Here is a 25,195-nt window from a genome sequence, read left to right as displayed (position 1 = left end):
CCAGGAGGCCCATCATGTTCAAACGTATTACTCTCGTCACCCTGCTGGCGGCCACCACCGCCATCACCGGCTGTGCCAACAGCGACGTCTACTCCGGCGATGTCTACACCAAGGATCGCGCCAAGCAGGTACAGACCGTCAGCTATGGCACCATCCTCTCCACCCGCCCGGTCAAGATCCAGGCCGATGAGAACTCCCTGATCGGCACCATTGGCGGTGCCGTGGTCGGCGGCCTGCTCGGCAGCACCATAGGCGGCGGTCGTGGCAGTGACATCGCGGCGGCCGGTGGCGCCATCGCGGGGGCGGCGGCCGGCAAGGCGGCAGGGGACAAACTCAACCAGGTTGACGGGGTCGAGCTCGAGATCAAGAAAGAGAACGGCGAATCCATCGTGGTGGTACAAAAGGCCAGCCCCACCTTTGTGCCTGGCGCCCGGGTCCGCATGACCCAGGGCAACGGCACCATCAACGTGGCCGTGGTGAACTGATAGCGCCGTTCAAGGTGCAACTGCCATAAAAAAGGTGAGCCCGGGCTCACCTTTTTGCGCTCTGCACCACTTAAGATTCACTCCCCCAGATGCAGCCAGGCCGCGATGGACAGCTGCAGGCCCACCAGGTCGGCATGGTGGAACAGGGCATGCAGTGATGCACGATCCCCGGCCACCTGCATCATCAGACGCTGTTGCGCCTGCAGGTCGGCCAGCCAGGAGGGGGGCACCGTCAGCGTGCCTGCCGCCTCGGCAACCAGGGATACCCCCTCGAGCAGGGCATGCAGCGCCCGTTGTTGTTCGCCAGCATCGCCACTCTCGAGCCAGAGCTGCTCATGATACTGCCAGTGCTGCATACCCAGGGTAATGCTGGTCTTCTGATCTTTGCCCTCAATCCCTTGCAGGGGCTGCACGGCCAGTGGCTTGCCAAGCCCAGCCAACCTGTATCCGCGCTGCGCCTTGGACTGGGCACCCAGCCGCAATCCTCCCAGCGCCGCCAGCTTGCTCGCCAGGGTGAACAGGGCGCGGGCATCGCCGGATTTCAGCTCCAGCTCCAGCTCGTCGATCCCGGTACGCCCCAGGGCACCGGCAATCTCCCCCTGATCCCAGGCCAGCTCGATCTCGGCATCTCCGAATGCGATCAGCCAGTGGCGGCGCAGGAAATCGGTGCTGAACTGGGCCACCAGACGGCTCTGGAGTTCATCGCGCACTGCCAGACTCGGCCAGATATCGGCAGGAAAGGCAGACAGGGTCGGAATGGTGCCCTCCACCGGGGCGTTGTACTCGGGTCTGGCGTGCAATCCGCCCACGACCTGCCCCCGGCACTTGATGGTCTGCTCGGAAAAATCATCGCTGCGACGAATACGCAACCCCATCTCGAGCCCACGCAAACCCAGATCGGGCGTGTCGAAATAGACGTTGCCAAGAGCGGCTTGATTGGAAGAGATAATCTCTAGTGAATTCAGAAGGTTGGAGAGGGATTCTTGAATATTGCTGGTGACGAAAAACTTTATCTCGATCTCAGTTTGCATAGTCATTCCGGGCTGGCGGGCAACTTTGGGGGGCATGTTCGGGGTCGCGAGGATATAATGCCAGCGACAGTTCACGATTAATTCACGGTTTTATTGATGGCACAGTTCGGTTACCATGCGCCCCTCATAAAATCGTATCGAGTGTTTTTTCACCGACACAGGTTTGGCCATGCCAGTAAATACTATTTTGGGTCTTTTTGCCAAGTCCCCCATCAAGCCGCTGCAGAAGCATATCGTCAAGGTTCACGTGTGCTGCGAACAGCTCATTCCCTTCTTTGATGCCGTTGCCGAAGACCGCTGGAAAGATGCCGAGAAGATCCGGCAACAGATCGCCCAGCTGGAAAAAGAAGCGGACATCCTCAAGCGCGAAATCCGCTTGAAACTCCCCCGCGGCCTGTTCCTGCCGGTCGCTCGTACCGATCTGTTGGAGCTCTTGACCCAGCAGGACAAGATTGCCAACCGTGCCAAGGATATTTCCGGCCGCATGCTTGGCCGCAAGATGGAATTCCCCACCGAGATGCGCGCCGATTTCATGGCCTATCTCAAACGCTGTATCGATGCGACCGCCCAAGCCGAAAAAGCCATCGGAGAACTCGATGAGCTGCTCGAAACCGGCTTTAAAGGACGTGAAGTTGAAATGGTTGCCGAGATGATCCACCAGCTGGATCTCATCGAGGACGATACTGACACCATGCAGATCGGACTGCGCCAACAGCTGCAAGCCGTTGAGCACAAATACAATCCGATCGACGTTATGTTCCTCTACAAGATCCTCGAATGGGTAGGTGACCTGGCTGATCAGGCAGAGCGCGTTGGCGCCCGTCTGGAATTGATGCTGGCTCGTTCGTAATCGACTGACTGGGTAAACACTACTAATGGACATTATCGCAAATTACGGCACCACCCTGGTGCTCGTGGCGGCCTTGTTCGGCTTTTTGATGGCCTGGGGCATTGGTGCGAACGACGTCGCCAACGCCATGGGCACATCGGTCGGCACCAAGTCCCTGACCATCCGTCAGGCGATCATCATCGCCATGATCTTTGAATTTGCCGGTGCCTATCTGGCCGGTGGCGAAGTGACGGCCACCATCCGCAGCGGCATCATCGACAGCAACGCCTTTGCCGACACGCCGGATCTGCTGGTGCTCGGCATGATCGCCTCCCTGCTGGCTGCGGGTCTGTGGCTGATCCTGGCCTCCTATTTCGGCTGGCCCGTCTCCACCACCCACTCCATCATCGGCGCCATCGTGGGCTTCGCCGTGGTGAGCATCGGTCCGGAAGCGGTACAGTGGAACAAGTTTGGCGGCATCGTCGGCTCTTGGATCATCACGCCGGCCATCTCGGGCATCATCGCCTACTTCATGTTCATCAGCGTGCAGAAGCTCATCTTCAACACGGACAACCCCCTGGACAACGCCAAGCGCTATGTCCCCTTCTACATGTTCCTGACGTCCCTGGTCATCTGCCTGGTCACCATCAAGAAGGGGCTGACCCACGTCGGTCTGCACCTGAGCAATGGCGAGGGCGTCCTGCTCTCCGTCGCCATCTCCATCGCGGTGGCGTTTGCCGGCTGGATCTATATCCGCGGCCAGCAGTACAACCCGAAAGATGACAGCAAGATGCACTTCGCCAACGTGGAGAAAGTGTTTGGCATCCTGATGATCATCACCGCCTGTGCCATGGCCTTCGCCCACGGCTCCAACGACGTGGCCAACGCCATCGGTCCGCTCTCTGCAGTCGCCTCCATCGTGGCGGCCGGCGGCGAGATCGGCGGCAGCTCCCACATCGCCTGGTGGATCCTGCCCCTTGGCGGCATCGGCATCGTCATCGGTCTGGCCACCATGGGCGAGAAGGTGATGGCGACCGTTGGCACCGGCATCACCCACCTGACCCCGAGCCGTGGCTTCGCGGCCCAGCTGGCCACCGCCGCCACCGTGGTGATCGCTTCCGGCACCGGTCTGCCCATCTCCACCACCCAGACCCTGGTCGGTGCCGTCATGGGCGTCGGTCTGGCACGGGGCATCGCGGCCCTGAACCTGGGCGTGCTGCGCAACATCGTGGTCTCCTGGGTCATCACCCTGCCCGCGGGTGCCATCCTGGCCATCGCCATCTTCTACGTGTTGCAGGCCTGCTTCTCCTGAGCAGCCCACGCCGCACGACAAAAAGCCCGGGTCATTGACCCGGGCTTTTTTTATGCTTCGCCCATATCACGCCGTCGATTGAGTGTCGATCGGCTGCGGCGTTTACTCCTCGATAAAGGTCCACTCGTCGCGCACCCGGCTGATGGCATCGAGCCGCCGCTTGGCAAGCTGCTCGCGGATTGCCTCCCCCTTGAAGCCGGCCGCCACTATCTCCTTCACCGGCACAGACTGCGCCGCCTCCAGGGCCTCGGCGACATAGTCCGGCTGACTGTAGACCTTCTCTTCGAAGCCGGTACGACCGTGGAAGTCGGCGCGACAGGCATCGAGCAGCTGGGCAAAGCGCTCCGGTCTGCGCCAGGCATCGGCCTTGTCGAATACCTTGAGCAGGGTCGCGGGCTTGAGCTCGAAGGCAATGTGGATATGGGTGTGCAGGTCGCTCACCAGCAGTGCCAGATCGCGACACCCGTTCGGCACCCGGAAGCGCTCGCAAAAATCGCGAATGAGCGGCAACCCCTTCTGACCATGGCCGTGATGGCTCGGCCAGAAGGCGGGCGGGGTCAGCCCCTTGCCAAAGTCGTGGCAGAGGGACGCGAAGCGCACGGTCAGTTCGGGGGAGAGACGGCATGCCTGCGCCAGCACCATCATGGTGTGGATGCCGGTGTCGATCTCCGGGTGCCATCTGGCAGGGGCCGGTACACCGAACAGGGCATCGAGCTCGGGGAAGAGCGCCTTGAGTGCGCCGCATTCGCGCAGCACCTCGAAGAAGATCTGGGGTGTCGGCCCCAGCAGCACTTTTTCCAGCTCCTTCCAGACCCGCTCCGGGGTCAGGTGGGCCAGCTCGCCGGCGTCGGTCATCTCCTTCATCAGCCCCAGCGTCTCGGGGGCCACCACGAACCCCTGGGCATGAAAACGGGCGGCGAAGCGCGCCACCCGCAGGATGCGCAGGGGATCCTCGGCAAAGGCCGGCGAGACATGGCGCAGCAACCGCGCCTCCAGATCCTGCACGCCGCCGTAGGGATCGTGCAGTTGCCCGTCCTCATCTTCGGCGATGGCGTTGATGGTGAGATCCCGGCGCAGCAGATCCTGCTCCAGTGTCACCTCGGGGGCGGCATGGCAGACGAAGCCGGTGTAACCCTGCCCCTGCTTGCGCTCGGTGCGCGCCAGGGCGTACTCCTGCTGGGTTTTGGGGTGGAGAAAGACCGGAAAGTCTCGGCCCACCTGGGTGAATCCGAGACCCAGCATCTGCTCCACCGTGGCACCGACCACCAGGTGATCCCTGTCACCCTGGGGCAGTCCCAACAGGCGATCCCGTACCGCCCCTCCTACCAGATAAATCTGCACGCGCACTCTCCCTCGATAAACTTGCCCCGATGATACCGCTTTTGGCCAAGAGAGACGATGTGCCCCCACCGCACCGGGCTCGTCATCACTCGGCCGGGCGGCCGCTTTCCGTCATCGTCCTGGGTGAGTCAGCCCGTGGTTCGAGCCAGCTCCCCTTATGGTATCCGGGTCTTTGACATCCCTTTTGGGAGGCTTTAACCTGCCGCCCATAACAATGGAATGGATCCTTATGTACACACAGTTCTTCGGTCTGTCGGAGCCCCCGTTCTCCATCTCGCCCAACCCCAAATACCTCTATATGAGCGAGCGTCACGGGGAGGCCCTCGCCCACCTCAACTACGGGTTGCAGGACGGTGGCGGCTTCGTGCTGCTGACCGGGGAAGTGGGTACGGGAAAGACCACCGTCTCCCGCTGTCTGCTGCAGCAATTGCCCGCCGACACCGAGATCGCCTACATCCTCAATCCCTCTCTGACCGAGCGGGATCTGCTGGCCGCCATCTGCGACGAATTCCAGTTGCCCTACGGCGAAGAGGCCAGCCTCAAGCAATTGTTCGACCTTATCCGGGATCATCTGCTGGCGAATCTGGCGGCAGGCAAGCGCAGCGTGGTGCTGGTGGATGAAGCCCAGCACCTGCTGCCCGGCGTGCTGGAGCAGTTGCGACTGCTCACCAATCTGGAGACAGACGAGAAGAAACTGCTGCAGGTGGTGCTCATCGGCCAGCCCGAGCTGCAACAGATGCTGCGCCAGCCCCTGCTGCGCCAGCTGGCGCAGCGGATCACCGCCCGCTATCACCTGCTGCCGCTGTCGCGCCAGGATGTGGATGCCTATGTCCGCTTCCGGTTGCAGGTGGCAGGCTGCGTCCAGCCCATCTTCACCCCCAGGGCCATCCAGACCCTGCATCGCCTCTCCGGGGGCATTCCCCGCCTCATCAACCTCATCTGCGACCGCGCCCTCATCGCCGCCTTCGCCCGTGGCAGCCACAAGATAGTGCACGGGGACATCAGCCAGTCCGCGTATGAGGTGAGCGGCATTCGAGACGAGGGAAGCTGGCAATCCGGCCTCACGGTCGCCCTGGTGGGCGCCCTGCTGGTCGCCACCGGCTGGTGGGGCTGGCAATTCTTCGGATTCTTCCCAGCCCGCCCCCTGGTCAAGGTCGAGGTACCGGTCAAGGTGGATGACACGCCAGAGCAGCAGGCCCAGCTGACCCGCGCCATCAATCAGGCGCTGGAGCCGGACGTCGCCATGCAGAATCTCTACAAGGTATGGGGCTACCAGGCCGAGCTGGAGGAGGCAACCTGCGACAACGCCCCCCGTGCGGGCCTGCGCTGCCAGGAGGGAGAAGCCTCCCTGGCGCAATTGCAGGCTCTGCAATACCCGGCCCTCATCAGTCTCACCGACGAGACCGGCGGCCTCTATTACGCCACCCTGGTCAGCCTGGGGGCGGACAAGGCTTCCCTGCTCATCGGCAACCAGAGCTGGCAGGTGGACAGGCAGTGGCTCTCCGACGCCTGGGGCGGCAGCTATACCCTGCTCTGGCGCATGCCCAGGGGCAACGTGCCCCTGATAGCGAGCAATGCCGGGGCTGCCCAGGTGCAGTGGCTGGACAACGCCCTTAGCCGCGCCATGCAGCAACCCGATCGCAAGGTGAGCCGCTTCGATGCCACCCTCAAGAACAAGCTGCAACAGTTCCAGCGCGAGCAGGGACTGACCCCGGACGGCATCGCCGGCAGTAACACCCTGCTGCGGCTGAATGTGGCCTCCGGCGAACCCATGCCCAGGCTGGAGGATGAATCCCTGCGAGCCAGCACGCCGGTCGATCTCGACAGCGTGGCAGATGATGAGACGGACCCCATGGTCGAGGAGGCCTCCTGATGTCCACCCTGCTCAAGGCCCTGCGCCGGGCCGACCAGCCCCAGTTCACCCCCCATATGCCGCTCATGGGTCTGCCCGTGAGCCAGGAAGAGGAGCCCAACCGCCGCTGGATCTGGTGGGCCCTGGTGCCCCTGGCCCTGGTGATGGGCGCCGCCGCCAACTATGGCTGGCACCTCTATCACCTCAAACCAGTGGAACAGCAGGTCGAAGTGAAGGAAGTGGTGACTCCCCCCTTCGTGCGGGTCGAACCCAGGCCCATGATCACCCGGCCGCTGCCGCCCCCCCTGCCGGAGCCCGTGGTCGCTCCAAGACCTGCCGCAACCCCGGCTGCGACTACCGCAAGCCAGGGGGGACAGAGTCTGGCAGAACGGCTGATGGCCGCACTCAACAACACGCCGCTGGTGGAAGAGAGTGCGCCCCAGGCTCAGGTCCAGACCAGTGCCATCCCCCTCGGCGCTCTGGCCCCGGCCCTGAAACAGCAGGTACCGTCCCTGACCTATGGTGCCCACAACTACTCCTCCGACCCGGCCAAGCGGGCCGTGGTGCTCAATGGACGGGAGTGGCGCGAGGGAAATGAAATCGCCCCCGGCGTCATCCTGTCAGCCATCGCTCAGGACTACATCGTCCTGCAGGTCGGCGGCCAGTATGCCAGCCTCAAGGCGCTGCAAGACTGGCGCGGCTGATCTGCCGGCATCCGGTGGCCCTCCCCCGGGAGGGTCACCGCCCATTCTGAGGGAGCCCGAGAGCTCCCCTTTTTAATCAATAACCTACACTCGACCTTTGCCATGCGCCGGGTCGGGGATCGCCCTCCTGATGGCGGGCGGACTTATCATCAGAACATGAGCACACTGTGAGCCACTCAGACAACACCACCTTCGCCACCCGCATTCTGGACTGGTACCAGATCCACGGCCGCAAGACCCTGCCCTGGCAGCAGGACAAGACCCCCTACCGGGTCTGGGTCTCCGAGATCATGCTGCAACAGACCCAGGTTGCCACTGTCATCCCCTATTACGAGCGGTTCATGGCCCGCTTCCCCGACGTGCTGGCCCTGGCCAACGCCCCCATCGACGAGGTGCTGCATCACTGGACCGGGCTTGGCTACTACGCGCGCGCCCGCAACCTGCACAAGGCTGCCCAGCAGATCCGCGATCTGCACGGCGGCCTCTTTCCGGAACAACTGGAAGAGGTGATGGCTCTGCCCGGCATCGGTCGCTCCACCGCCGGGGCCGTGCTCTCCCTCTCTCTGGGCCAGCCCCACGCCATCCTGGATGGCAACGTGAAGCGGGTACTTACCCGCTGGCTGGCGCTGGCGGGCTGGCCGGGTCAGAAGCAGGTCGAGCACGATCTCTGGGAGCTGGCGACCCGCCTCACCCCGCGCGTCGGAGTGGCCCAGTACAACCAGGCCATGATGGACATGGGGGCCACTGTCTGCACCCGCAGCAAGCCCGCCTGCGAGCGCTGCCCGGTGCAGGCCGATTGCCAGGGGCTGTCGCAGGGCAACCCCACCGCCTACCCTCATAGCAAGCCGAAGAAGAGCATTCCGGCACGCAACGGCATTATGCTGATCATCCGCCACGGCGATCATCTGCTGCTGGAGAAGCGTCCGCCGCAAGGGATCTGGGGCGGGCTCTACTGCTTCCCGCAGGTGGAATCCCTCACCGAGGTGACCGGACGACTGCGGGAGTTGGGGCTGGAGGATGCCGCCTATCAGGAGCTCGCTGGATTTCGTCACACTTTCAGCCACTTCCACCTCGATATCCGCCCTTTGCTGATCGAAATGGCTGTTCCGCCCGCCCCCCTGCTCATGGAAGCGGATACCCGACTCTGGTATAACTTACGCCATCCTGCCGAGGTGGGATTGGCGGCGGCCACGGCCCGTCTGCTCGCCTACCCGGACTTACAACCAGACTTGCAACCACAGAGGTCAACATGAGCCGTACCGTATTTTGCCTGCGCCTGAAGAAAGAAGCGCCGGGTCTCGATTTCCAACTCTACCCCGGTGAACTCGGCAAGCGGATCTTCGACAACATCAGCAAGGAAGCCTGGACCGAGTGGCAGAAGAAGCAGGTCATGCTGATCAACGAGAAGAAGCTGAACATGATGAATCTCGAGCACCGCCAGTTGCTGGAAAAAGAGATGGTCAGCTATCTGTTCGACGCGGGTGAAGTCCAGATCGACGGCTACACCCCTCCCAGCCAGTGAGCGGGAATCGAGTCAAAGGGCCAGCGTCCCCCTGAGTCGTCGACATGCCGCAGGGTGACACCAATCCTGGCTCAGGCCAGTCAGTGACGGGCGGCCCCACCGCCCGGTTTGAGGATCTTATGGGTCGTTTTTTTGGGCTGCTGTGCGCCCTGCTGTTTCTCTCTGCCTGTTCATCCACACCCCAGACCAGCGGGAGTGGCGATGATGATCTGGTCAACGGCAAGGACGTGCGCGGTTTTGAACACATGATCAGTGCGCTCTCCCATAACGTGAACGAGATATGGGGGCGCGAGGCGCTGTTCGCGGGCAAGTTTGACTACGTCAAATACACGGATCAGTACAAGAGCCGCGCCCACATCGATTTCTCCAGCGGTCACATCATGGTGGAGACCGTCTCGGGTCTGGATCCCCGTGCCCACCTGCGTCGCGCCATCATCGAAACCCTGCTGACCCCGGACGATCCGGCAGAGGTCGACCTCTATTCCGACCGTGAGATCATGCCAGGTGGCGAGCCCTTCCTCTATGGCCAGGTGCTGGACAACCAGGGACAAGCGATCCGCTCCAGCTGGCGTGCAGAGCGTTATGCCGACTATCTGATCGCCAACGCGATGAAGAAGCGCACCCTCGGGATCCGCAACATCTTCTTCATCGACATTCCCATGGTGGCCAACCACGAAGACAGGCGCGGCTACAAATACGCCAGCATCATCCGCGATGCCTCCCGCAAGTACGGGGTCGCCGAGAGTCTCATCTACGCGGTGATCAAGACCGAGAGCAGCTTCAACCCCTATGCGGTCAGCCACGCCAACGCCTATGGCCTGATGCAGGTGATCCCGGCTACCGCTGGGCGGGATGTCTATGTGAGGGTCAAGGGCAAGGATGGCCAGCCGACCAGGGAAGATCTGTTCAATCCGGCCTACAACATCGATGTGGGGACCGCCTACCTGCACCTGCTGCAGACCGTCTATCTGGCGGATATCCAGGATCCCCAGTCCCGCCGCTATGCGGTGATCTCCGCCTACAACGGTGGTGCGGGAGGGGTGCTCAACACCTTCTCCAACGATCGCAAGGCGGCCCCCGGCATGATCAACCGCCTCTCCCCCGAGGCCGTCTATCAGGTGCTGACCGAACAGCATCCCAAGGCAGAGGCTCGCCGCTATCTCTACAAGGTCAATCAGGCCGAGAAGGGGTTCAAGCGAACCGTCGCAAGCCGGGCTGGCTGATGGCATGCAAGAAGGGCGCTCCTGGAGCGCCCTTCTCATTTACTGTGGCCTGAAAGCTTACTTGGCGATGAAGCCACCCTTGCTCAGGGGCGCTGCCCCCACCTTCTCCAGGTGTTCCACCTCGACTTCGGTCTTGTTCCAGCTGTGGTCCACCTCGCCGCGCACGCGGATCAGATCGTCAGGGCCCACCTCGGTACCGCGCCACACGTCACCGTCCACCTCCACTTCCACCTCGCCGCTGTCGTCACGGAACAGGTAGTTTTCGCCACCCAGGTGTTTGACCAGCTTGCCTTCCAGGGTCACCCACTGATCATCGGCCACGTCTTTCAACTGGGCGACCGATACCTTGTTCTGCTCCTTGGGGCCGGTGTAGGCCGCCATGGCGAAGGAAGAGACGGACATCAGGGCCACCAGGGCGATTGCTTTTGCGTTGTTCATTTCATGCTCCTGTCTTTGCGGTATGAGGGCATCTTGCCCGGGGGCGCGTGAAACAAACGTGAAGCCTCCCCATTCAGGGAGGAGTGATGTGATCGCAAGCGATTAAATGGCCACGGCATGCTGCAATAATGTATTCGAGTGGATACCTTTTCACCTGGCCATGCGGGTTCCCAGCCCGCCGCCATCGAGGAACAGCCCGCAGGCCCGTCCTGCCCCATCCATGAGAACAGCTACATGAACAAATGGCTTTTGTGTTTATTGGGACTCTTCGCCCTCACGGCACATGCCGCCGAGACGCGCCCCCCCTTCTCCCGCATCGTGATGTTCGGCGACAGCCTCTCCGACACCGGCAAGATGTACGACAAGATGCGCGGTTACCTCCCCTCCAGCCCGCCCTACCATCAGGGCCGCTTCTCCAACGGACCGGTCTGGCTGGAGCAGCTCAACCAGCACTTCCCGGGCCTCGCCATCGCCAACGAGGCGGAAGGGGGAGCCACTGCCGTGGCCTACAACAAGATCTCCTGGAACCCCAAGTATCAGGTCATCAACAACCTGGACTACGAGGTGACCCAGTTCCTGCAAAAGGATGGCTTCAAGCCCGACGATCTGGTGATCCTTTGGGTCGGTGCCAACGATTACCTGGCCTATGGCTGGAACACCGAGCAGGATGCCAAGCGGGTGCGCGACGCCATCAGCGATGCGGCCAACCGCATGGTATTGAACGGTGCCAGGCAGATTCTGTTGTTCAACCTGCCTGATCTGGGCCAGAACCCCTCGGCCCGCAGCCAGAAAGTGGTCGAGGCAGCCAGCCATGTCTCCGCCTACCACAACCAGCTGCTGCTGAACCTGGCACGCCAGTTGGCTCCCACCGGCATGGTGAAATTGTTCGAGATCGACAAGCAGTTCGCCGAGATGCTGCGCGAGCCGCAGAACTTCGGCCTGAGCGACACCGAGCACGCCTGCTATGGCGGCGGCTATGTGTGGAAGCCGTTTGCCTCCCGCAGCGCCGCCACCGACAGTCGGCTGGCCCCCTTCAATCCCGAGGAGCGCCTTGCCATCGCCGGCAACCCCCTGCTGGCTCAGGCCGTCGCAACGCCCATGGCGCGCCGCAGTGCGGGCGAGCTGAACTGTGAAGGCAAGATGTTCTGGGACCAGGTCCACCCCACCACAGTGGTACACGCCGCCCTGAGCGAGCGGGCTGCCGCCTTCATCGAACAGGAGTACGAATTCCTCCCTCGATAACGGAGGCCATCCTGCCAGGGCCGGCGCTTCGCCGGCCCTCTTGCCGACAAGGGCAAGCAACCCCATATGACACCCATCACAGATTCGAGTCACGGTTCCCCGGCGGTCTTCTGTCTCCACTATGATGCAGATGGATATCACAATATGTTTTATATCAGTTGCTTGTAGATCGAGAAAAGCGAGCTACGTTTAAACGTGTTGTGGTCGAACACAGGCCCAACCCACGAGGCGAGGCGACATGAATTCGCGCTCCCCACACACAAGATTGCAGAGGCATCTATGAACAAAACACTGATTACCTTGCTGGTTTCAGGCTTGCTTGCGGCCAACGCCCAAGCAGCCGGACAAGACAACACCTGGTATGGCGGTGCCAAACTGGGTTGGTCCAACTTCTACGGTGTCGATGAAAGCAACGCCATCGCCATCACCGACAAAGACGACGATGAAGTCGGCGCCGGTGCGTTCGCCGGTTACCAGATCAACCAGAATCTGGGTGTCGAACTCGGTTATGACTACCTTGGCAAGCTCAAGTACAGCGGCACCCGCAATGGCGCGGCCTTCAATGACTCCGTGCAAGCCCAGCTGGCCCAGCTCACGCTGAAACTGGGCTTCCCGGTTGCGGACAATCTGGACCTTTACGGCCGTGTCGGGGGCGGCTATGGCTGGACCGACAGCGATCAGCTGGAAAACGACAGCCGCTTCACCTTCGTCGGCGCGCTCGGTGCGGAGTATGCCCTGAGCCTGGATTGGGCAGCCCGCCTCGAATACCAGTACAGCACCCCGTATGGCAGCCGTGACGATACCGGCCTGCGCATGGACAACGGCCTGCTCTCCCTGGCCGCCGTCTACCGCTTCGGTCAGGTTGCACCGGCTCTGCCGGTCGCAGCTCCCGCCCCCGCGCCCGAGCCCGTGATGGTCGACAAGCAGTTCACCCTGAGCTCGGACGTGCTGTTTGACTTCAACAAGGCCACCCTCAAACCCCAGGCCGGGCAGGCGCTGGATACCCTCTACAGCCAGATTGAAGAGGCCAGGCCCAAAGACGGGTCGGCCACCGTCATCGGCTATACCGACCGCATCGGTTCCGAGGCCTACAACCAGAAGTTGTCCGAGCAGCGTGCCCGGACCGTGGCCGATTACCTGATTGGCAAGGGCCTGCCTGCCGGCAAGGTCAATGTGGAAGGGCGTGGCAAGCAGTCTCCCGTCACCGGCGACAGCTGCACCAGCAAATCCAAGCGCGAGCTGATCGTCTGCCTGGCCCCGGATCGCCGGGTAGAGGTCAAGGTACAGGGCGTCTCGGAAGTACAGCAATAACGACGACCCCAAACAAAACGGGAGGCCATGGCCTCCCGTCTTTTTTATGCTTCCTCAGCTGCGCGTGCGCACATCCGCCGCAATCTGATCGAGCAACAGTTGCCAGCCCTGCCCCAGCTCGTTCACCAGGGCGCCATACCCATCGGCAGGCAGCACCCGCTCCTGCTGGAAGGGAACATCTCTCAACACGACCCCCTCCTCCGTCAGCAGGCGCCAGCGACCGCTAAGCAGGGCGCGGCCGTCGTGCCGCCCCTGGAAACGCTCGACCGAGATGCTCAGGACAGGCCCCTTGCGGGCCCCGTCCTGACGCACCACCCAGCCAGGCAAGCGACTGGAGAGGCCATTGAGGGTCAACTGGTTCAACTGGGCATCGAGGGAACCTGCCCAGCGATGGTACTCGGCAAAGTGCAGCTCCTTGCCCTCCAGCTGATAGACCAGGCTCATCCGGTCAAGCTGACCGGACAGGGCGACGGGGCGCAGCACCAACTGGTGCTGCGGCTGCGCCGTGGTGACACTCGACGGCGCCGTGTCGGCATCCAGCGAATAGTAATGCAGCGTCGTCGGCGCACTGCCACATCCCGCCAGCAGGCCCAGCAAGGCCAGCGTCATCATCCGTTTTTTCATCATTTTCCTCGCTTGGGCTCGGGATCCCGCGGACGAGCGCGGTCAAAGATCAGTGAACTCGGCTGCTCGTTCAGTGAATGGACCAGAGGTTGCAACTCGCTCATCAGCTGGTTGAGGGATTGCACCGACTGGCGCAGTTCCTGATTGGTCTGGGAACCGGCATCATAGGTCTGCAACGTCTCCTGCAACTGCTTGAGGCTCTGGTTGAGGGAGGCCGGCAACTGCTGGGTCGACTGCTGACCGGTAAACTGCTCCAGATTCGCACTCACGGCACTGACATGCTTGAGCGTCTTGTCCAGCGTCATCAGGGTGCTGTTGACCTGAGTGAGGGTGGTGGCCATGTCCATGTCAACGAACTTGTCGAGGATGAGATTCACCTTGCGTTCGATCTGATCCAGCCCGGCCTGGGCGGTCGGGAAGACCTGATAGCCCGCCATCTTGAGCGGCTGATAGACAGGCGCATCCGGATAGAAGTTCAGATCGATCACCTTGCCCCCCGTCAGCAGGCTGGCGGTCTTGAGGCTGGCCCTCAGCCCTTCCTTGAACTGCTTGTTGAACAGGGCCCGCCACTGCTCCTTCTCCGCATTGGCATAACGGTGGGAGAGACGCTGCACCTCGATGCGCGCCAACACCGGGATCTGCCGGCTCTTGAACAGCTGGACGCCCTTGTCGTCGATGAGATAGGGAGCCGAGATGACGGTACCGACCCGGATGCCGCGATATTGTACCGCCGCGCCGGGATGCAGCCCGCCCACATCATTGTCGAACAGGAAGACATAGTCGATGAACTGATCCAGGCTACCGGCCAGCACGCTCTCCTCGTCCTTGAACAGCACGAACTCGTCGTTCTGTTTCACCGGTTCCCCCGGCAACCAGCCGGGAGGCAGCCCCATGGTGATGCCGCCGTTGATCAGGCTCTCCAGCGAGTCCATCTTCACCTTCATCCCCTCGCTGCTCATGGAGACCTCGAAGCCGGGCGTCAACCAGAACCGGGAGTTGCTGCTCACCAGGACGTCATAAGGCGCGTTGATGAAGAGCTGGTACTGCATCTCGCTCTTCTCGGGCAGGAACTTGGCCTCTTCGACCTGGCCGATGGTGAATCCCTGATAGCTGATGGGGGAGCCCGCGCCCAGCGCGTTGGCATCCCGGCTGGACAGGGAGAGCCGCAATCCCTTGGCATCCAGGGATGCCAGGGGTGGCCTGTCCAGCATGGCGTATTCGCTTCGCGCCCTGCCCTTCTTGCCGGGAGAAAGTTCGATATAGGCACCGGAGAGCAAGGTGCCAAGACCGGAAACGCCTTCACGCCCGACCCTGGGCTTGACCACCCAGAACTGGCTGTCTTTCTTGAGCATGCCGGCGGCGGCATTGGTCAGGCGAGCCTTGAGCACGGCATGGCTGTAATCCTCGCTGAGCTCCACCGTCTCGATACGGCCCACCTCCACTTCACGCGAACGGATCACCGTCTTGCCCGCCACTATGCCCTCGGCGGTCGCCACCGTCAGGGTGAAGCTCGGCCCTTGTGAATACCAGTGCTGGAACAGCATCCAGGCGCCGATGAAGAGCGCCAGCAAAGGCACCATCCAGATAGCGGCAGCCGAACTCATGAAATCAGAGCCCGGTTTCCACCTTGTCTTACGCTCACTCACGTTCGCGTTCTCCTTGTTGTAAATCCCAGATCAGGCGGGAATCGAAACTCATGGCAGCCACCATGGTGACCAGTACGACCCCGGCAAAGGCGACGGCCGCAGGGCCAGGGTAGATGGTCATCAGATTGTCGAGCCGGATGAGACCGGCCAGGATGGCCACCACGAAGACGTCGATCATCGACCAGCGCCCCACAAATTCGGTCATGCGATAGAGTTTGAGCTTGCCGAGGGGAGATGTCCCCTGGCCGCGCTGCACCACGTAGCAGAGCCACAGCAGCGCCAGGATCTTCACCAGCGGCACCACCACGCTCGCGAAGAAGATGACGGCGGCAATGGGGTAGGAGCCCATGGCCCACAGCAGCACCACCCCGCCCATGATGGTCGAGGGGCTGTCATCCCCCAGGAACACGGTGTCCATGATGGGATACAGGTTGGCTGGGACATAGAGGATCACCGAGGTGATCAGCAGGGCCCAGGTGCGGTTCAGACCACCCGGCTTGCGGCTGTGCAGGTGATCCCCGCAGCGAACGCAACTATGGGCATCCTGCTCGTTCAGGGCGCCGCAGATGTGACAGCCCACCAGACCGCACGACAGGGCGCTCTCCTCGGGATCCAGCTCCCTCGCCGCCGTCGGGCCGAACAGCCGCTGCCACAGCCACATCCGATCCAGGGAGGAGATCATCTTGATGAGCAGCAGGGTGTAGCCAACGAACGCCCAGAACGACAGCCCCATCTTGATGTCGGCCATCCCCATCAGCTTGACCAGAGAGATGAGCACCCCGATGAGGAAGACGTCCACCATCAGCCAGGGCTTGATCCGGCACAGCAGGCGGCCAAGGGAGCGCAGGGCCTTGCTGTGCAGATCCTTGTCCAGTCGCCACAGCACCAGCATGATGGAGCCGATATAGACCAGCGGCAACCCGATCAGGGTAATGCTCAGCACGGCCCCGAGGAACAGGTAGCCTTGATCCACCAGGGTGGTGATGCACTGCAGGAAGGTCATCTCCTGCCCCACCCCCTTGGCCGAGAACGACATGAAGGTAAAGGCGTTGGAGAGCACGAACATGATGATGGCCGCAAAGCCATAGGCGATGGGCCTGCGCTCCTGCTCCGGCAGATGACGAGTCAGGGTATGGCCGCAGCGCGGACAACTGCTCGTCTCCCCCACGGCCAGCTCGGTGGCCGGCACCAGCAGGTCACATTCTTCGCAGGCGGTCGCGTCATGGGTATAGGTGGGTGGATGTTGGTGTGAAACCGGATGCAAGATAAGACCCCAGCATGAGGCCCGCCACGGGGCCAGAGCCGCCAATTATTGCAGCAGCGGCCCCTGCCGACCAGCCCTGTCGTTGTCCATCCTGCCCGGGAGTGAGAATGACTTTGACAAGGCAGTGACCATTTAGCACAATCAAACGCCACTTTTTTTCCGCGGGACAATAATTTATGACAACTGAATCCCCAAGCTACTCCACTATCGAGCAGGCCTTCTCCCTCGGGAACGGGCAAGATTCTGCCCTCAACTGGTTGCGCAAAAACCGTAGCCAGGTCGCCATCTTCCTGGTGAGCGGCATCAAGCTGGAGGGGACCATCAGCGGTTTTGACCAGTACAGCGTGCTGTTGACCGATGCCCATGGCAATCAGCAACTGGTCTACAAGGCCAAGATTTCCACCATTGCCATGCACTCCGGCCGTCCTGCCGTCAGCATCCAGCGAGCCCGCAAGCCACGGGTTTCCATGGCGCCTCGCCCCCATGGCGCCCCCAGCCGTTATGACGACAACCAGGGTGGTGGCAGCGAGCAGTAAATCTCGCCCCCGCCCATCCTGACGGTGTCGCTGCGTCAGCCAGTGACATCTGCTCCCCACTCTCATGTTTCGCCTGTCCCGTATGAGAGTGGGGCTTCTCTCCCGAGCAGGTTGTTGACCCGCTCGTCTTCGTTACTCAGTAGGTCAACCCGACCGGTTTTCCCTCTCTGACCATGCAGACCTGCATGCCGGCCGCTTCACCGGCCTGTGCGCCTATGCCCGTGTCCTCGAACACCAGACATTGACCGGGCTCGACCCCCAGGCGTCGCGCCACCAGCAGGAAGGTGTCTGGATGGGGTTTGTGCAGCTCCACGTCGTCGGCGGTGACCACCACGGGGAAATACCGATCCAGCCCTGTGTTACGCAGCACCGCTTCGGCATTGATACGGGGAGAGCCTGTCCCTATGCCCATGGGGATCCGGCCGTGATAGCGTTCCACCAGATCCAGCATGGCCGGGAAGGAGGTGGCCTTGTGCAGGTTGGCGACATAGTGTTCGGTCTTGCAGCGTGTCACCACCAGGGGATCCAGCACGATCTGCTGCACTTCGGCCACCAGCAGGGCTATCTTGCGGCTGGGCATGCCTCCCAGCTCATAAAACCAGTCGGCGTCGAACCGAAAGCCAAACTCGCGGGCGGTGTGCTCCCAGGCGGCCAGGTGCAAGGGCATGGAGTCCACCAGAGTGCCGTCGAGGTCGAAAACCAGGCCTTGAAATCCGGATAGGGTCATGGTGCAGGATCTGTCTGTGAAAAATGGGCCCCCATTCTAGCCAGAGCGCGGGCGCATCGCCATGCGCCAGATGGCGAGAAACGCTTGCCACCTCATTTATACAGGGCGGCGTGGATCTGAAAGCCCACACGTATACAGACCAGCATGGATCTGATGCCGGGCAGGTAGCCCCCACGCAGGTGTCAGCGATAGGCCAGGGTACAGGCCCGCCCTTGGGATTTGGCGTGATAGAGTGCCTGATCCGCCTGCTCGGTCAGGGTTTGCCACTCCTTGTCCGATGACGGGACCAGATAGCTGAACCCGATGCTGACGGTGAGTGTCGCCGCCACCCGGGAGGCCGGATGGGGAATTTGCAAGGCGTCAAGGCCGTGGTGGATCTGCTCCGCCAGCCGCTCCGCTTCTCCCGGCTGCGGTGAACACAGCAGGATGACAAACTCCTCCCCCCCATAGCGGGCCACCAGGTTGGTGCGCCGCCGCTCGGTGTCCTGCAGCAGTGACGCCACCCGCTGCAGGCACTGATCCCCCTTGCCGTGGCCGAAGTGATCGTTGTAGGACTTGAACTCGTCCACATCGATCATCAGCACCGCCAGCACCCCCTGATGGCGGCGAGCCCGCTCCCACTCCCGTTCCATGGTGATGTCCCATTGGCGGCGGTTGGCGATGCCAGTCAGGGGATCTTCCAGAGACAGCAGGGAGAGGCGCCGGTTGGCCTCCTCCAGCGCCCGGTTGGTATCGGCCAGTTGCCGGGTGCGCTCCTGCACCCTCAGCTCCAGCTCCCGATTGAAGCGCTCAAGCTTCTCCTGGGTGCGCTGGCGGATCAGCAACTGGGAGAGAACGGCGGCATACTGCTTGAAGATCTCGCTCTGATACGCCTTGAGGGGGCGCCGCCAGAGCAGGTTGTCGGCGGCGATCCAGCCGATGGGGGTACTCCCGTCCCAGAGCGACACCATGGCGTTCCAGCCGCGACCCACCTCCTGCTTCTCGTAATAGAGAGGCGTGTCCTCCAGCACCAGGACATAGTCCTTGCGACGCAGCGCCTCCTGCACCGTGGGGTGATCCGGAATGGGGCTGATGAAATGGCGCTCGTCGATGAGCTCACCCGCCTCGTTGGTACCCCAGGTACCGTGCATGGTCTTGAATTCACTGTCAGTCAGGAAGATGGCGATGCGATCGAACTGCAACTCCTGGCGGGCCAGTGCCACCGCGTCGTGCAGCAGACGATCCTCGCTCTCGCAGCGGGAGAGCTTGACCCCCACCTGATGCAGCGCCTGCAGCATGCTCAGGAAAGAGTCCTGCAGGGCCTGGCTGCGCACGAGGTCTGCCTGGGTGTGGAGCCGCTGATCCCGCTCCAGATCCACCTGTCCCGCGAGTCGCCGACTCTCGAGCTCAGCGGCGAGATAATGCATGAGCAGCTGGATGCTCTGCTGCTGGCGTCTTGGCAGGCGATCGAGACGACGGCGGGTTTCCAGATAGACCACGGCCTCCAGCCCCTTGTGACGCTTGAGGGGGAAGCTGGCGCGCAGGCGCGGGATCTCGGGTTCGACGCTCTCCCGCTCCCAGATGGCACGGGTCGGCGCGATGGGCTCCACCAGCAACTGGCCGAGCGCAAGGGAACGTTCGATGAAGAGGATGGGCAACTCGAGGGAAGAGAGGATGTCGGCGCTCAGGCAGAGCAGACCCTGTTCCGGGCGATAGTGATAGAGCTGGGGCGTCGGAGCACGCAGCCACAGATAGATCTGTTCAGCCTCTGTTTTTTCCCTGACCGCAGACAAGGTCACTTCACAGAGATGTTCAAAACTGGTGAAGTGCTCCGGATCCCATTCTTCCATGCCAAATCATCCTTGGTTGTATCCAAGCGAGTATATCGGCAAAGCCCGGCCATTAATTGACCGAGCAATCAAAAGCGAGATCCAGAGCCCAGTTTTTACAACAGATTCAATGCCTGCATGGCACTGCGGATGCGCTCGCGGGTGGCCTCGGAGAGCGGCATCACCGGCAGACGGCACTCTTCGCTGCACAGACCCAGCAGGGAGACCGCATACTTGGCCCCTGCGGGGCTCGGCTCGGCGAACATGGCCTGGTGCAGCGGAATGAGCTTGTCCTGCAATTCGCGGGCAGCTTGCCACTCACCGGCCAGCGCCAGGTTCTGCACCTCGGCCACCAGCTTGGGGGCCACGTTGGCCGTCACCGAGATGCAACCCTGGCCACCACCGATGTTGTAGGCCACGGCGGTGGCATCTTCACCGGAGAGCCAGGCAAACGGCTTCTTGATGAGCTGGCGTTCAACCCAGGGGCGGGCCAGATCACCGGTGGCATCCTTCACGCCGGCAATGCGCGGCAACTCGGCCAGACGGGCCAGGGTCGCCGGCTGCACGTCAACGATGGCGCGGGGCGGAATGTTGTAGACGATGATGGGTTTGGTGGTGGCGTCATGCACCGCCTTGAAGTGGTGGTAGAGCCCTTCCTGATTGGGGCGGTTGTAGTAACCGGCCACATGCAGGGTGGCATCCGCTCCCATCTCCTCGGCATAGCGGGTGTATTCAATGGCTTCAACCGGGTTGTTGGAGCCTGCACCTGCGATCACGGGAATGCGCCCGGCCACCAGCTTGACCACCAGCTCCACCACGCGGCAATGCTCATCGTGGGTCAGGGTCGGGCTCTCCCCGGTCGTGCCGACCGGCACTATGCCATGGGTTCCCTGCTCTATGTGCCACTCTACCAGGCGAGCCAGTGCGGCCTCGTCCAGCTGGCCCTGTCGAAATGGGGTGATCAGGGCAACTATCGAACCTTGAAACATGGGATTTCCTTCTCCTAAACAGATGGATTGGTCAATAAAAAGCCCCGGTACGGGAGTCGCTACCGGGGCTTGAATCGTCTCAGGGATGAGAGGTTACGCGCGCACGCCAGCAGGCCCGATTGTCAGGCTGTGTTTATGCTTTCGTTTCGATACGCATGACCGCATTGCATCATCTCTGGGTAAATAAGGCGTCTGGGCATATTTCGGGAACACGGCATAAATGTCAAGGCGAAAGCGGCCATGTATAATGGCCGCCCAAAAATGCGTGGAGAGACCCAATGAGCCGTCCTGTCAGTGCCGTCAGTCAGATGCTGGAACGTAACCAAGCCCTCTTTGTCGGCAAGCGGCTGTTGGTGTGCGGTGCCCTGGAGGATGATTATCCTCGTCAACTGGCCGAGTTGGCACAAGGCCTGACCGTCTTCACCACGGATTACTGCTATTACCGCAGCCAGCAGGCCGCTCTGGGAGACGCCATCCTGTTCGATCACCAGCTGGGGGGCGCCCCCCGATTCGATGCCCTGCTGCTGCTGATGCCCAAGGCCAAGGCCGAGGCGCAATACCTGCTGGCCATGATGACGCCGCTGCTCGAAAGCGGGGCCGACCTGTTCCTCGCCGGCGAGAACCGGGGCGGCATCAACGGGGCAGACAAGCTGCTGGCACCTTATGGCGAGAAACCGATCAAACGCGACTCTGCGCGCCGCTGCTCTCTCTACCACGGCACGTTCGACAAACCGGTTGTCCCCTTCGAGCTGGACGCCTGGTTCAGTCGCTATGAGTGCCAGGCGGGCGACACCACCCTGACCGTCATGGCCCTGCCCGGGGTCTTCAGTGCAGACGGCCTGGATCTCGGCACCCAGATGCTGCTGGCGAGCCTCCCCCCCGTAACGGGCAAGCTGCTCGACTTTGGCTGCGGCGCCGGCGTCATCGGTTCCGTGCTGGCCAAGCGCAACCCGGCCCTGGCTGTCACCATGGTGGATATCAATGCCCTGGCACTGGAGTCCAGCCGCCGAACCCTGGCGGTCAACGGTCTGAGGGGACGTGTTCATGCCTCCGATGTCTATTCCGACATTGCCGAAACATTCCAACAGATTGTCTCGAATCCCCCCTTCCATGCCGGGCTCAAGACCTTCTACGCCGCCACCGAAACCTTCCTGGCAAAGGCACCTGAGTACCTGACCGCAAATGGCGCCCTGACCATAGTCGCCAATGCCTTCCTGCGATACCAGCCTATACTGGATGCGCACTTCAAACAGACCGAGGTGATCGCGGGCGATGCCAAATTCAAGGTGTATCTGAGCAAAGCTTAAAGAAGTGCAACGGTTGTAATAAAACAAGTAGAGAGTGCCAGACGGGATCTGTTAAGGTACCAAGAAAACGTTTACCACCCCTTTAGGGGTGTTTTTTTCGCAGCAACATGAAAACCTTTTCAACATCATGATCTCAGGGAGAGAACGACGATGGCAGGCATACTCACCATGATACTGGCAGGCGGTGAAGGTACCCGACTGCAACCGCTGACCACCACCCGCAGCAAACCCTCCGTACCCTTTGGCGGCAGTTACCGGTTGATCGACTTCGTGCTCAACAACTTCGTCAACGCCGACTTCCTGCGCATCTATGTACTCACCCAGTTCAAGTCCCAGTCCCTTTATCTGCACATGAAGAAGGGCTGGAACATCGTCGGCATCACGGATCGCTTCATCGACCCCATTCCGGCCCAGATGCGAATGGGCAAACGCTGGTATGACGGCACCGCAGACGCCATTTACCAGAACCTGCGCTTCATCGAGATCTCCGACCCCGAGCACGTCTGCATCTTCGGCTCCGATCACATCTACAAGATGGACGTGAGCCAGATGGTGAGTTTCCACAAGCAGAAAGCGGCCGCCCTGACCGTCGCGGCACTGCGCATGCCCATCGAGGAAGCAAGCGCCTTCGGGGTGATCGAGGTGGATCAGGAAGGGCGCATGATTGGCTTTGAAGAAAAGCCCCGTCACCCGAAACACATCCCCGGCGACCCCACCCAGGCCCTGGTCTCCATGGGCAACTACATCTTCGAGACCGAGGCCCTCTATCGGGAGCTCAAGCGGGATGCCGCCGAGGAGAACTCCAGTCACGATTTCGGCAAGGACATCATTCCCAGCCTGTTCCCCCGTGCCCCCGTCTATGTCTACGACTACAGCACCAACATGATCCCGGGCGAGAAGCCCAATGTCTACTGGCGCGATGTGGGGACGCTCGACTCTTACTGGCAGGCGCACATGGACCTGGTGGCCGACGATGCCCCCTTCTCTCTCTACAATCGCAAGTGGCCGCTGCACACCCATTACCCGCCCCTGCCCCCCGCCACCTTCATCGATACCGACGACTGCAAGGTCAAGATCGCCAACTCCCTGATCTCCGGTGGCTGCTTCATTCAGGGCAGCCAGATCCAGCGATCCATACTGGGATTTCGCTGCAACATAGGCCCCTGCAGCCACATCAGTGAATCCGTGCTGCTGGGGGATGTGAAAATCGGCGAAGGTTGCTCCATTCGCCGCGCCATCATCGACAAAAACGTTGAAATTGCACCCGGCACCGTGATCGGTGAGAATCTGGACCATGACAGAGAGCGGTTTACCGTATCCGAAGGCGGTATCGTCGTGGTACCTAAGGGAGCAAGAGTTGGCTATTAACCCACTGAAAATCCTGTTTGTAGCCTCGGAGGTTGAGGGGCTGGTGAAGACCGGGGGCCTGGCAGATGTGGCCAAGGCCCTGCCGCAGCATCTCGCCCGTCAGGGGCACGATGTGCGCATCATTATGCCCTTCTACAAGACCATCAAGCGCCGGGACGAGGCCACCCTCCTCGCCTCGCGCTGGCTCCCCACCCCCCAGGATCGCAGTGATATCAGCTATCGCATCCATCAGCTGGAACTGGACGGGATCTGCGTCTATCTGCTCGATTGCCCGCACTATTTCGACCGCCCCCAGCTCTATGCCGAGAACAACCAGGCCTATCCCGACAACGGTGAACGCTTTGCCTTTCTGGCCGCGGCGGCCCTGCATGCGTGCGAACAGCTGGGTTTCGCTCCCGACATCGCCCACTGCAACGACTGGCACACCGGTCTGCTGCCGCTGCTGCTGAAAACCCGTCATGCCCACAACCCCTTCTTCCAGCGCACCCGGTCGGTCATCAGCATTCACAACGCGGCCTTTCAGGGCGTGTTCGATCGCCAGCAGTTCTGGGCCGTGCCGGAAATCCACGACTACGAGCAGCGCATCAACTACGACTATGGTCACATCAATCTGCTAAAGTGCGGTGTGCTCTACGCAGACAAGATCAATGCGGTCAGCCCCAACTACGCCAGCGAGCTGCTGACACACCTGGGCGCTCACGGCATGGCCAGCGTATTCCAGCAGCGGGCAGCTGACCTGCGTGGCATCCTCAACGGCTGTGACTATCAGGACTGGGATCCCGCCTTCGATCCTCTGTTGCCCGCCACCTATGATGCCGACAACCTGGATGGCAAACACACCTGCAAGCGCATCCTGCAGCAGGAGACGGGGCTCCCCGTCGGCAACCTCCCCATCTATGGCATGGTGTGTCGACTGACCGAGCAGAAAGGTGTACACCTGCTCATCCCTGCGCTGGACAAGTTCTTGCGGCATCAGGTCCAGGTGGTAATTGTGGGCTCCGGTGATCCCTCTCTCGCCGCCCAGTTGCAAAGCATTGCCCAGCAGCATCCCGACAAGTTTGCCTTCATCAATGCCTATGACGACCGTCTGGCCCACCTGGTGGAGGCCGGCGCCGACTTCTTCCTGATGCCTTCTCTGTTCGAGCCATGCGGGCTCAACCAGATGTACAGTCTGGCCTATGGCACCCTGCCCCTGGTGCGGGCCGTCGGCGGATTGAAAGATACCGTCGTGGACTGGGATGCCGACCCGGCGCACGCGACCGGTTTCTGCTTCAACGATCCCACTGCCAGCACCTTGCTCGATGCCATGCGCCGCAGCCTGCTCCATTATCTGCAGGAGCCGGCACGCTTTGCCCGTGTGCAGCACCACGCCATGAACACCCGCTTCGACTGGGCAGACTCCGTCATCTTGTACGAACAGATGTATCAGGATGCGCTGGCCACCGTCTGACGCCGATTGCTGAAGTTTTGTGCCCTTGGCACGCCTTTATCCGTCAACAGCGAAAAAAGTCCCCTTTGGCTGTTGACGCCCCCCCAAAACTCTATAGAATCCCCCACCGCAGTGATGCGAAGGTGGCGGAATTGGTAGACGCGCTAGCTTCAGGTGTTAGTGTCCCACGGATGTGAGGGTTCGAGT

Annotated in this window: 22 protein-coding genes and 1 pseudogene; 14 read left to right on the top strand and 9 right to left on the bottom strand. The window is 61.6% G+C overall.

Annotated elements, in window-relative coordinates; all coding sequences use genetic code 11:
- The first annotated feature begins 14 nt into the window (after nucleotides 1-14).
- On the top strand, nucleotides 15-485 hold the full coding sequence (locus BGO64_RS20710) for an outer membrane lipoprotein (protein ID WP_042864906.1): 471 nt from the start codon (nucleotides 15-17) through the stop codon (nucleotides 483-485).
- 77 nt (nucleotides 486-562) lie between these two features.
- Here BGO64_RS20710 and BGO64_RS20705 read toward each other — a convergent pair whose 3' ends face one another.
- A complete protein-coding gene (locus tag BGO64_RS20705; RefSeq protein WP_286701303.1) occupies nucleotides 563-1,516 on the bottom strand; it encodes a CYTH domain-containing protein in 954 nt (317 codons plus the stop codon).
- Nucleotides 1,517-1,685: 169 nt separating this feature from the next.
- Between BGO64_RS20705 and BGO64_RS20700 the strand changes: the two genes are divergently transcribed.
- Together BGO64_RS20700 and BGO64_RS20695 are read left to right on the top strand one after the other, a co-directional pair.
- Nucleotides 1,686-2,366 carry a TIGR00153 family protein gene (locus tag BGO64_RS20700; RefSeq protein WP_286701302.1) on the top strand — a complete coding sequence of 227 codons (681 nt, stop codon included), beginning with the start codon at nucleotides 1,686-1,688 and terminating at the stop codon, nucleotides 2,364-2,366.
- A 25-nt stretch (nucleotides 2,367-2,391) separates the two neighbouring features.
- Nucleotides 2,392-3,657, top strand: coding sequence for an inorganic phosphate transporter (locus BGO64_RS20695; protein WP_010675737.1), 1,266 nt, complete (start codon nucleotides 2,392-2,394; stop codon nucleotides 3,655-3,657).
- Nucleotides 3,658-3,759: 102 nt separating this feature from the next.
- Here the strand turns inward: BGO64_RS20695 and BGO64_RS20690 are convergent, their stop codons facing one another.
- Nucleotides 3,760-4,998, bottom strand: a complete 1,239-nt coding sequence (locus BGO64_RS20690; protein ID WP_286701301.1) for a multifunctional CCA addition/repair protein — start codon at nucleotides 4,996-4,998, stop codon at nucleotides 3,760-3,762.
- Nucleotides 4,999-5,227: 229 nt separating this feature from the next.
- On the opposite strand from BGO64_RS20690, the gene BGO64_RS20685 reads away from it, so the two are divergent.
- The 5 genes from BGO64_RS20685 to mltC all read left to right on the top strand — a co-directional run bounded on the left by BGO64_RS20685 (nucleotide 5,228) and on the right by mltC (nucleotide 10,299).
- Nucleotides 5,228-6,871, top strand: coding sequence for an ExeA family protein (locus BGO64_RS20685; RefSeq protein WP_010675739.1), 1,644 nt, complete (start codon nucleotides 5,228-5,230; stop codon nucleotides 6,869-6,871).
- Nucleotides 6,871-7,554, top strand: a complete 684-nt coding sequence (gene exeB, locus BGO64_RS20680) for a GspB family T2SS assembly factor variant ExeB (RefSeq protein WP_286701300.1) — start codon at nucleotides 6,871-6,873, stop codon at nucleotides 7,552-7,554. Before BGO64_RS20685 ends, exeB begins: the two co-directional genes overlap by 1 nt.
- A gap of 167 nt (nucleotides 7,555-7,721) precedes the next feature.
- Nucleotides 7,722-8,807: an A/G-specific adenine glycosylase gene (mutY, locus tag BGO64_RS20675; protein WP_286701299.1), complete on the top strand. Its 1,086-nt coding sequence runs from the start codon at nucleotides 7,722-7,724 to the stop codon at nucleotides 8,805-8,807.
- On the top strand, nucleotides 8,804-9,076 hold the full coding sequence (locus tag BGO64_RS20670; RefSeq protein WP_010675742.1) for an oxidative damage protection protein: 273 nt from the start codon (nucleotides 8,804-8,806) through the stop codon (nucleotides 9,074-9,076). The genes mutY and BGO64_RS20670 overlap by 4 nt, the downstream gene beginning before the upstream one ends.
- Before the next feature lie 119 nt (nucleotides 9,077-9,195).
- A complete protein-coding gene (mltC, locus tag BGO64_RS20665; RefSeq protein ID WP_010675743.1) occupies nucleotides 9,196-10,299 on the top strand; it encodes a membrane-bound lytic murein transglycosylase MltC in 1,104 nt (367 codons plus the stop codon).
- 57 nt (nucleotides 10,300-10,356) lie between these two features.
- Here mltC and BGO64_RS20660 read toward each other — a convergent pair whose 3' ends face one another.
- Nucleotides 10,357-10,737, bottom strand: a complete 381-nt coding sequence (locus BGO64_RS20660; RefSeq protein ID WP_039040598.1) for a YgiW/YdeI family stress tolerance OB fold protein — start codon at nucleotides 10,735-10,737, stop codon at nucleotides 10,357-10,359.
- Nucleotides 10,738-10,971: 234 nt separating this feature from the next.
- Here BGO64_RS20660 and BGO64_RS20655 point away from each other — a divergent pair, with 234 nt between their 5' ends.
- Together BGO64_RS20655 and ompA are read left to right on the top strand one after the other, a co-directional pair.
- A complete protein-coding gene (locus BGO64_RS20655) occupies nucleotides 10,972-11,979 on the top strand; it encodes an SGNH/GDSL hydrolase family protein (RefSeq protein WP_286701298.1) in 1,008 nt (335 codons plus the stop codon).
- Nucleotides 11,980-12,258: 279 nt separating this feature from the next.
- Nucleotides 12,259-13,290, top strand: a complete 1,032-nt coding sequence (ompA, locus tag BGO64_RS20650) for a porin OmpA (protein ID WP_010675746.1) — start codon at nucleotides 12,259-12,261, stop codon at nucleotides 13,288-13,290.
- 54 nt (nucleotides 13,291-13,344) lie between these two features.
- Here the strand turns inward: ompA and BGO64_RS20645 are convergent, their stop codons facing one another.
- From BGO64_RS20645 to BGO64_RS20635, 3 genes are read right to left on the bottom strand one after another with little or no spacing between them, the layout of a single operon-like run.
- Entirely contained in the window at nucleotides 13,345-13,914 is a 570-nt protein-coding gene (locus BGO64_RS20645) for a PqiC family protein (protein WP_043152838.1), read from the bottom strand.
- Nucleotides 13,914-15,560, bottom strand: a complete 1,647-nt coding sequence (pqiB, locus tag BGO64_RS20640) for an intermembrane transport protein PqiB (protein ID WP_069651939.1) — start codon at nucleotides 15,558-15,560, stop codon at nucleotides 13,914-13,916. The genes BGO64_RS20645 and pqiB overlap by 1 nt, the downstream gene beginning before the upstream one ends.
- On the bottom strand, nucleotides 15,553-16,824 hold the full coding sequence (locus tag BGO64_RS20635; protein WP_043152840.1) for a paraquat-inducible protein A: 1,272 nt from the start codon (nucleotides 16,822-16,824) through the stop codon (nucleotides 15,553-15,555). Before BGO64_RS20635 ends, pqiB begins: the two co-directional genes overlap by 8 nt.
- Nucleotides 16,825-17,000: 176 nt before the next feature.
- Here BGO64_RS20635 and hfq point away from each other — a divergent pair, with 176 nt between their 5' ends.
- The gene (gene hfq / locus BGO64_RS20630) at nucleotides 17,001-17,360 is read left to right on the top strand and encodes an RNA chaperone Hfq (protein ID WP_039040603.1); all 360 of its coding nucleotides are present in this window, start codon (nucleotides 17,001-17,003) and stop codon (nucleotides 17,358-17,360) included.
- 136 nt (nucleotides 17,361-17,496) lie between these two features.
- Here the strand turns inward: hfq and BGO64_RS20625 are convergent, their stop codons facing one another.
- From BGO64_RS20625 to dapA, 3 genes are all read right to left on the bottom strand, one after another.
- Nucleotides 17,497-18,087, bottom strand: coding sequence for an HAD family hydrolase (locus BGO64_RS20625; RefSeq protein ID WP_286701297.1), 591 nt, complete (start codon nucleotides 18,085-18,087; stop codon nucleotides 17,497-17,499).
- A gap of 182 nt (nucleotides 18,088-18,269) precedes the next feature.
- Nucleotides 18,270-19,916 (bottom strand): sensor domain-containing diguanylate cyclase, encoded by a 1,647-nt coding sequence (locus tag BGO64_RS20620; RefSeq protein WP_286701296.1) that lies wholly within the window; start codon nucleotides 19,914-19,916, stop codon nucleotides 18,270-18,272.
- 95 nt (nucleotides 19,917-20,011) lie between these two features.
- A complete protein-coding gene (dapA, locus tag BGO64_RS20615; protein ID WP_286701295.1) occupies nucleotides 20,012-20,884 on the bottom strand; it encodes a 4-hydroxy-tetrahydrodipicolinate synthase in 873 nt (290 codons plus the stop codon).
- Nucleotides 20,885-21,162: 278 nt separating this feature from the next.
- On the opposite strand from dapA, the gene rsmC reads away from it, so the two are divergent.
- The 3 genes and pseudogenes from rsmC to glgA all read left to right on the top strand — a co-directional run bounded on the left by rsmC (nucleotide 21,163) and on the right by glgA (nucleotide 25,009).
- The gene (gene rsmC, locus BGO64_RS20610) at nucleotides 21,163-22,191 is read left to right on the top strand and encodes a 16S rRNA (guanine(1207)-N(2))-methyltransferase RsmC (RefSeq protein WP_286701294.1); all 1,029 of its coding nucleotides are present in this window, start codon (nucleotides 21,163-21,165) and stop codon (nucleotides 22,189-22,191) included.
- A 147-nt stretch (nucleotides 22,192-22,338) separates the two neighbouring features.
- A pseudogene (gene glgC, locus BGO64_RS20605) lies at nucleotides 22,339-23,559 on the top strand (glucose-1-phosphate adenylyltransferase); the annotation flags it as partial.
- Nucleotides 23,549-25,009, top strand: coding sequence for a glycogen synthase GlgA (gene glgA / locus BGO64_RS20600; RefSeq protein WP_286701293.1), 1,461 nt, complete (start codon nucleotides 23,549-23,551; stop codon nucleotides 25,007-25,009). The pseudogene glgC and the gene glgA, both read left to right, overlap by 11 nt.
- The last annotated feature ends 186 nt before the right edge of the window (nucleotides 25,010-25,195 follow it).

The organism is Aeromonas sp. 62-46 (assembly GCF_001898585.1).
Lineage (GTDB): Bacteria > Pseudomonadota > Gammaproteobacteria > Enterobacterales > Aeromonadaceae > Aeromonas > Aeromonas caviae.
The sequence above is the reverse complement of the archived record's forward strand: the minus strand, read 5'-3'. Positions and strand labels throughout refer to the sequence as shown.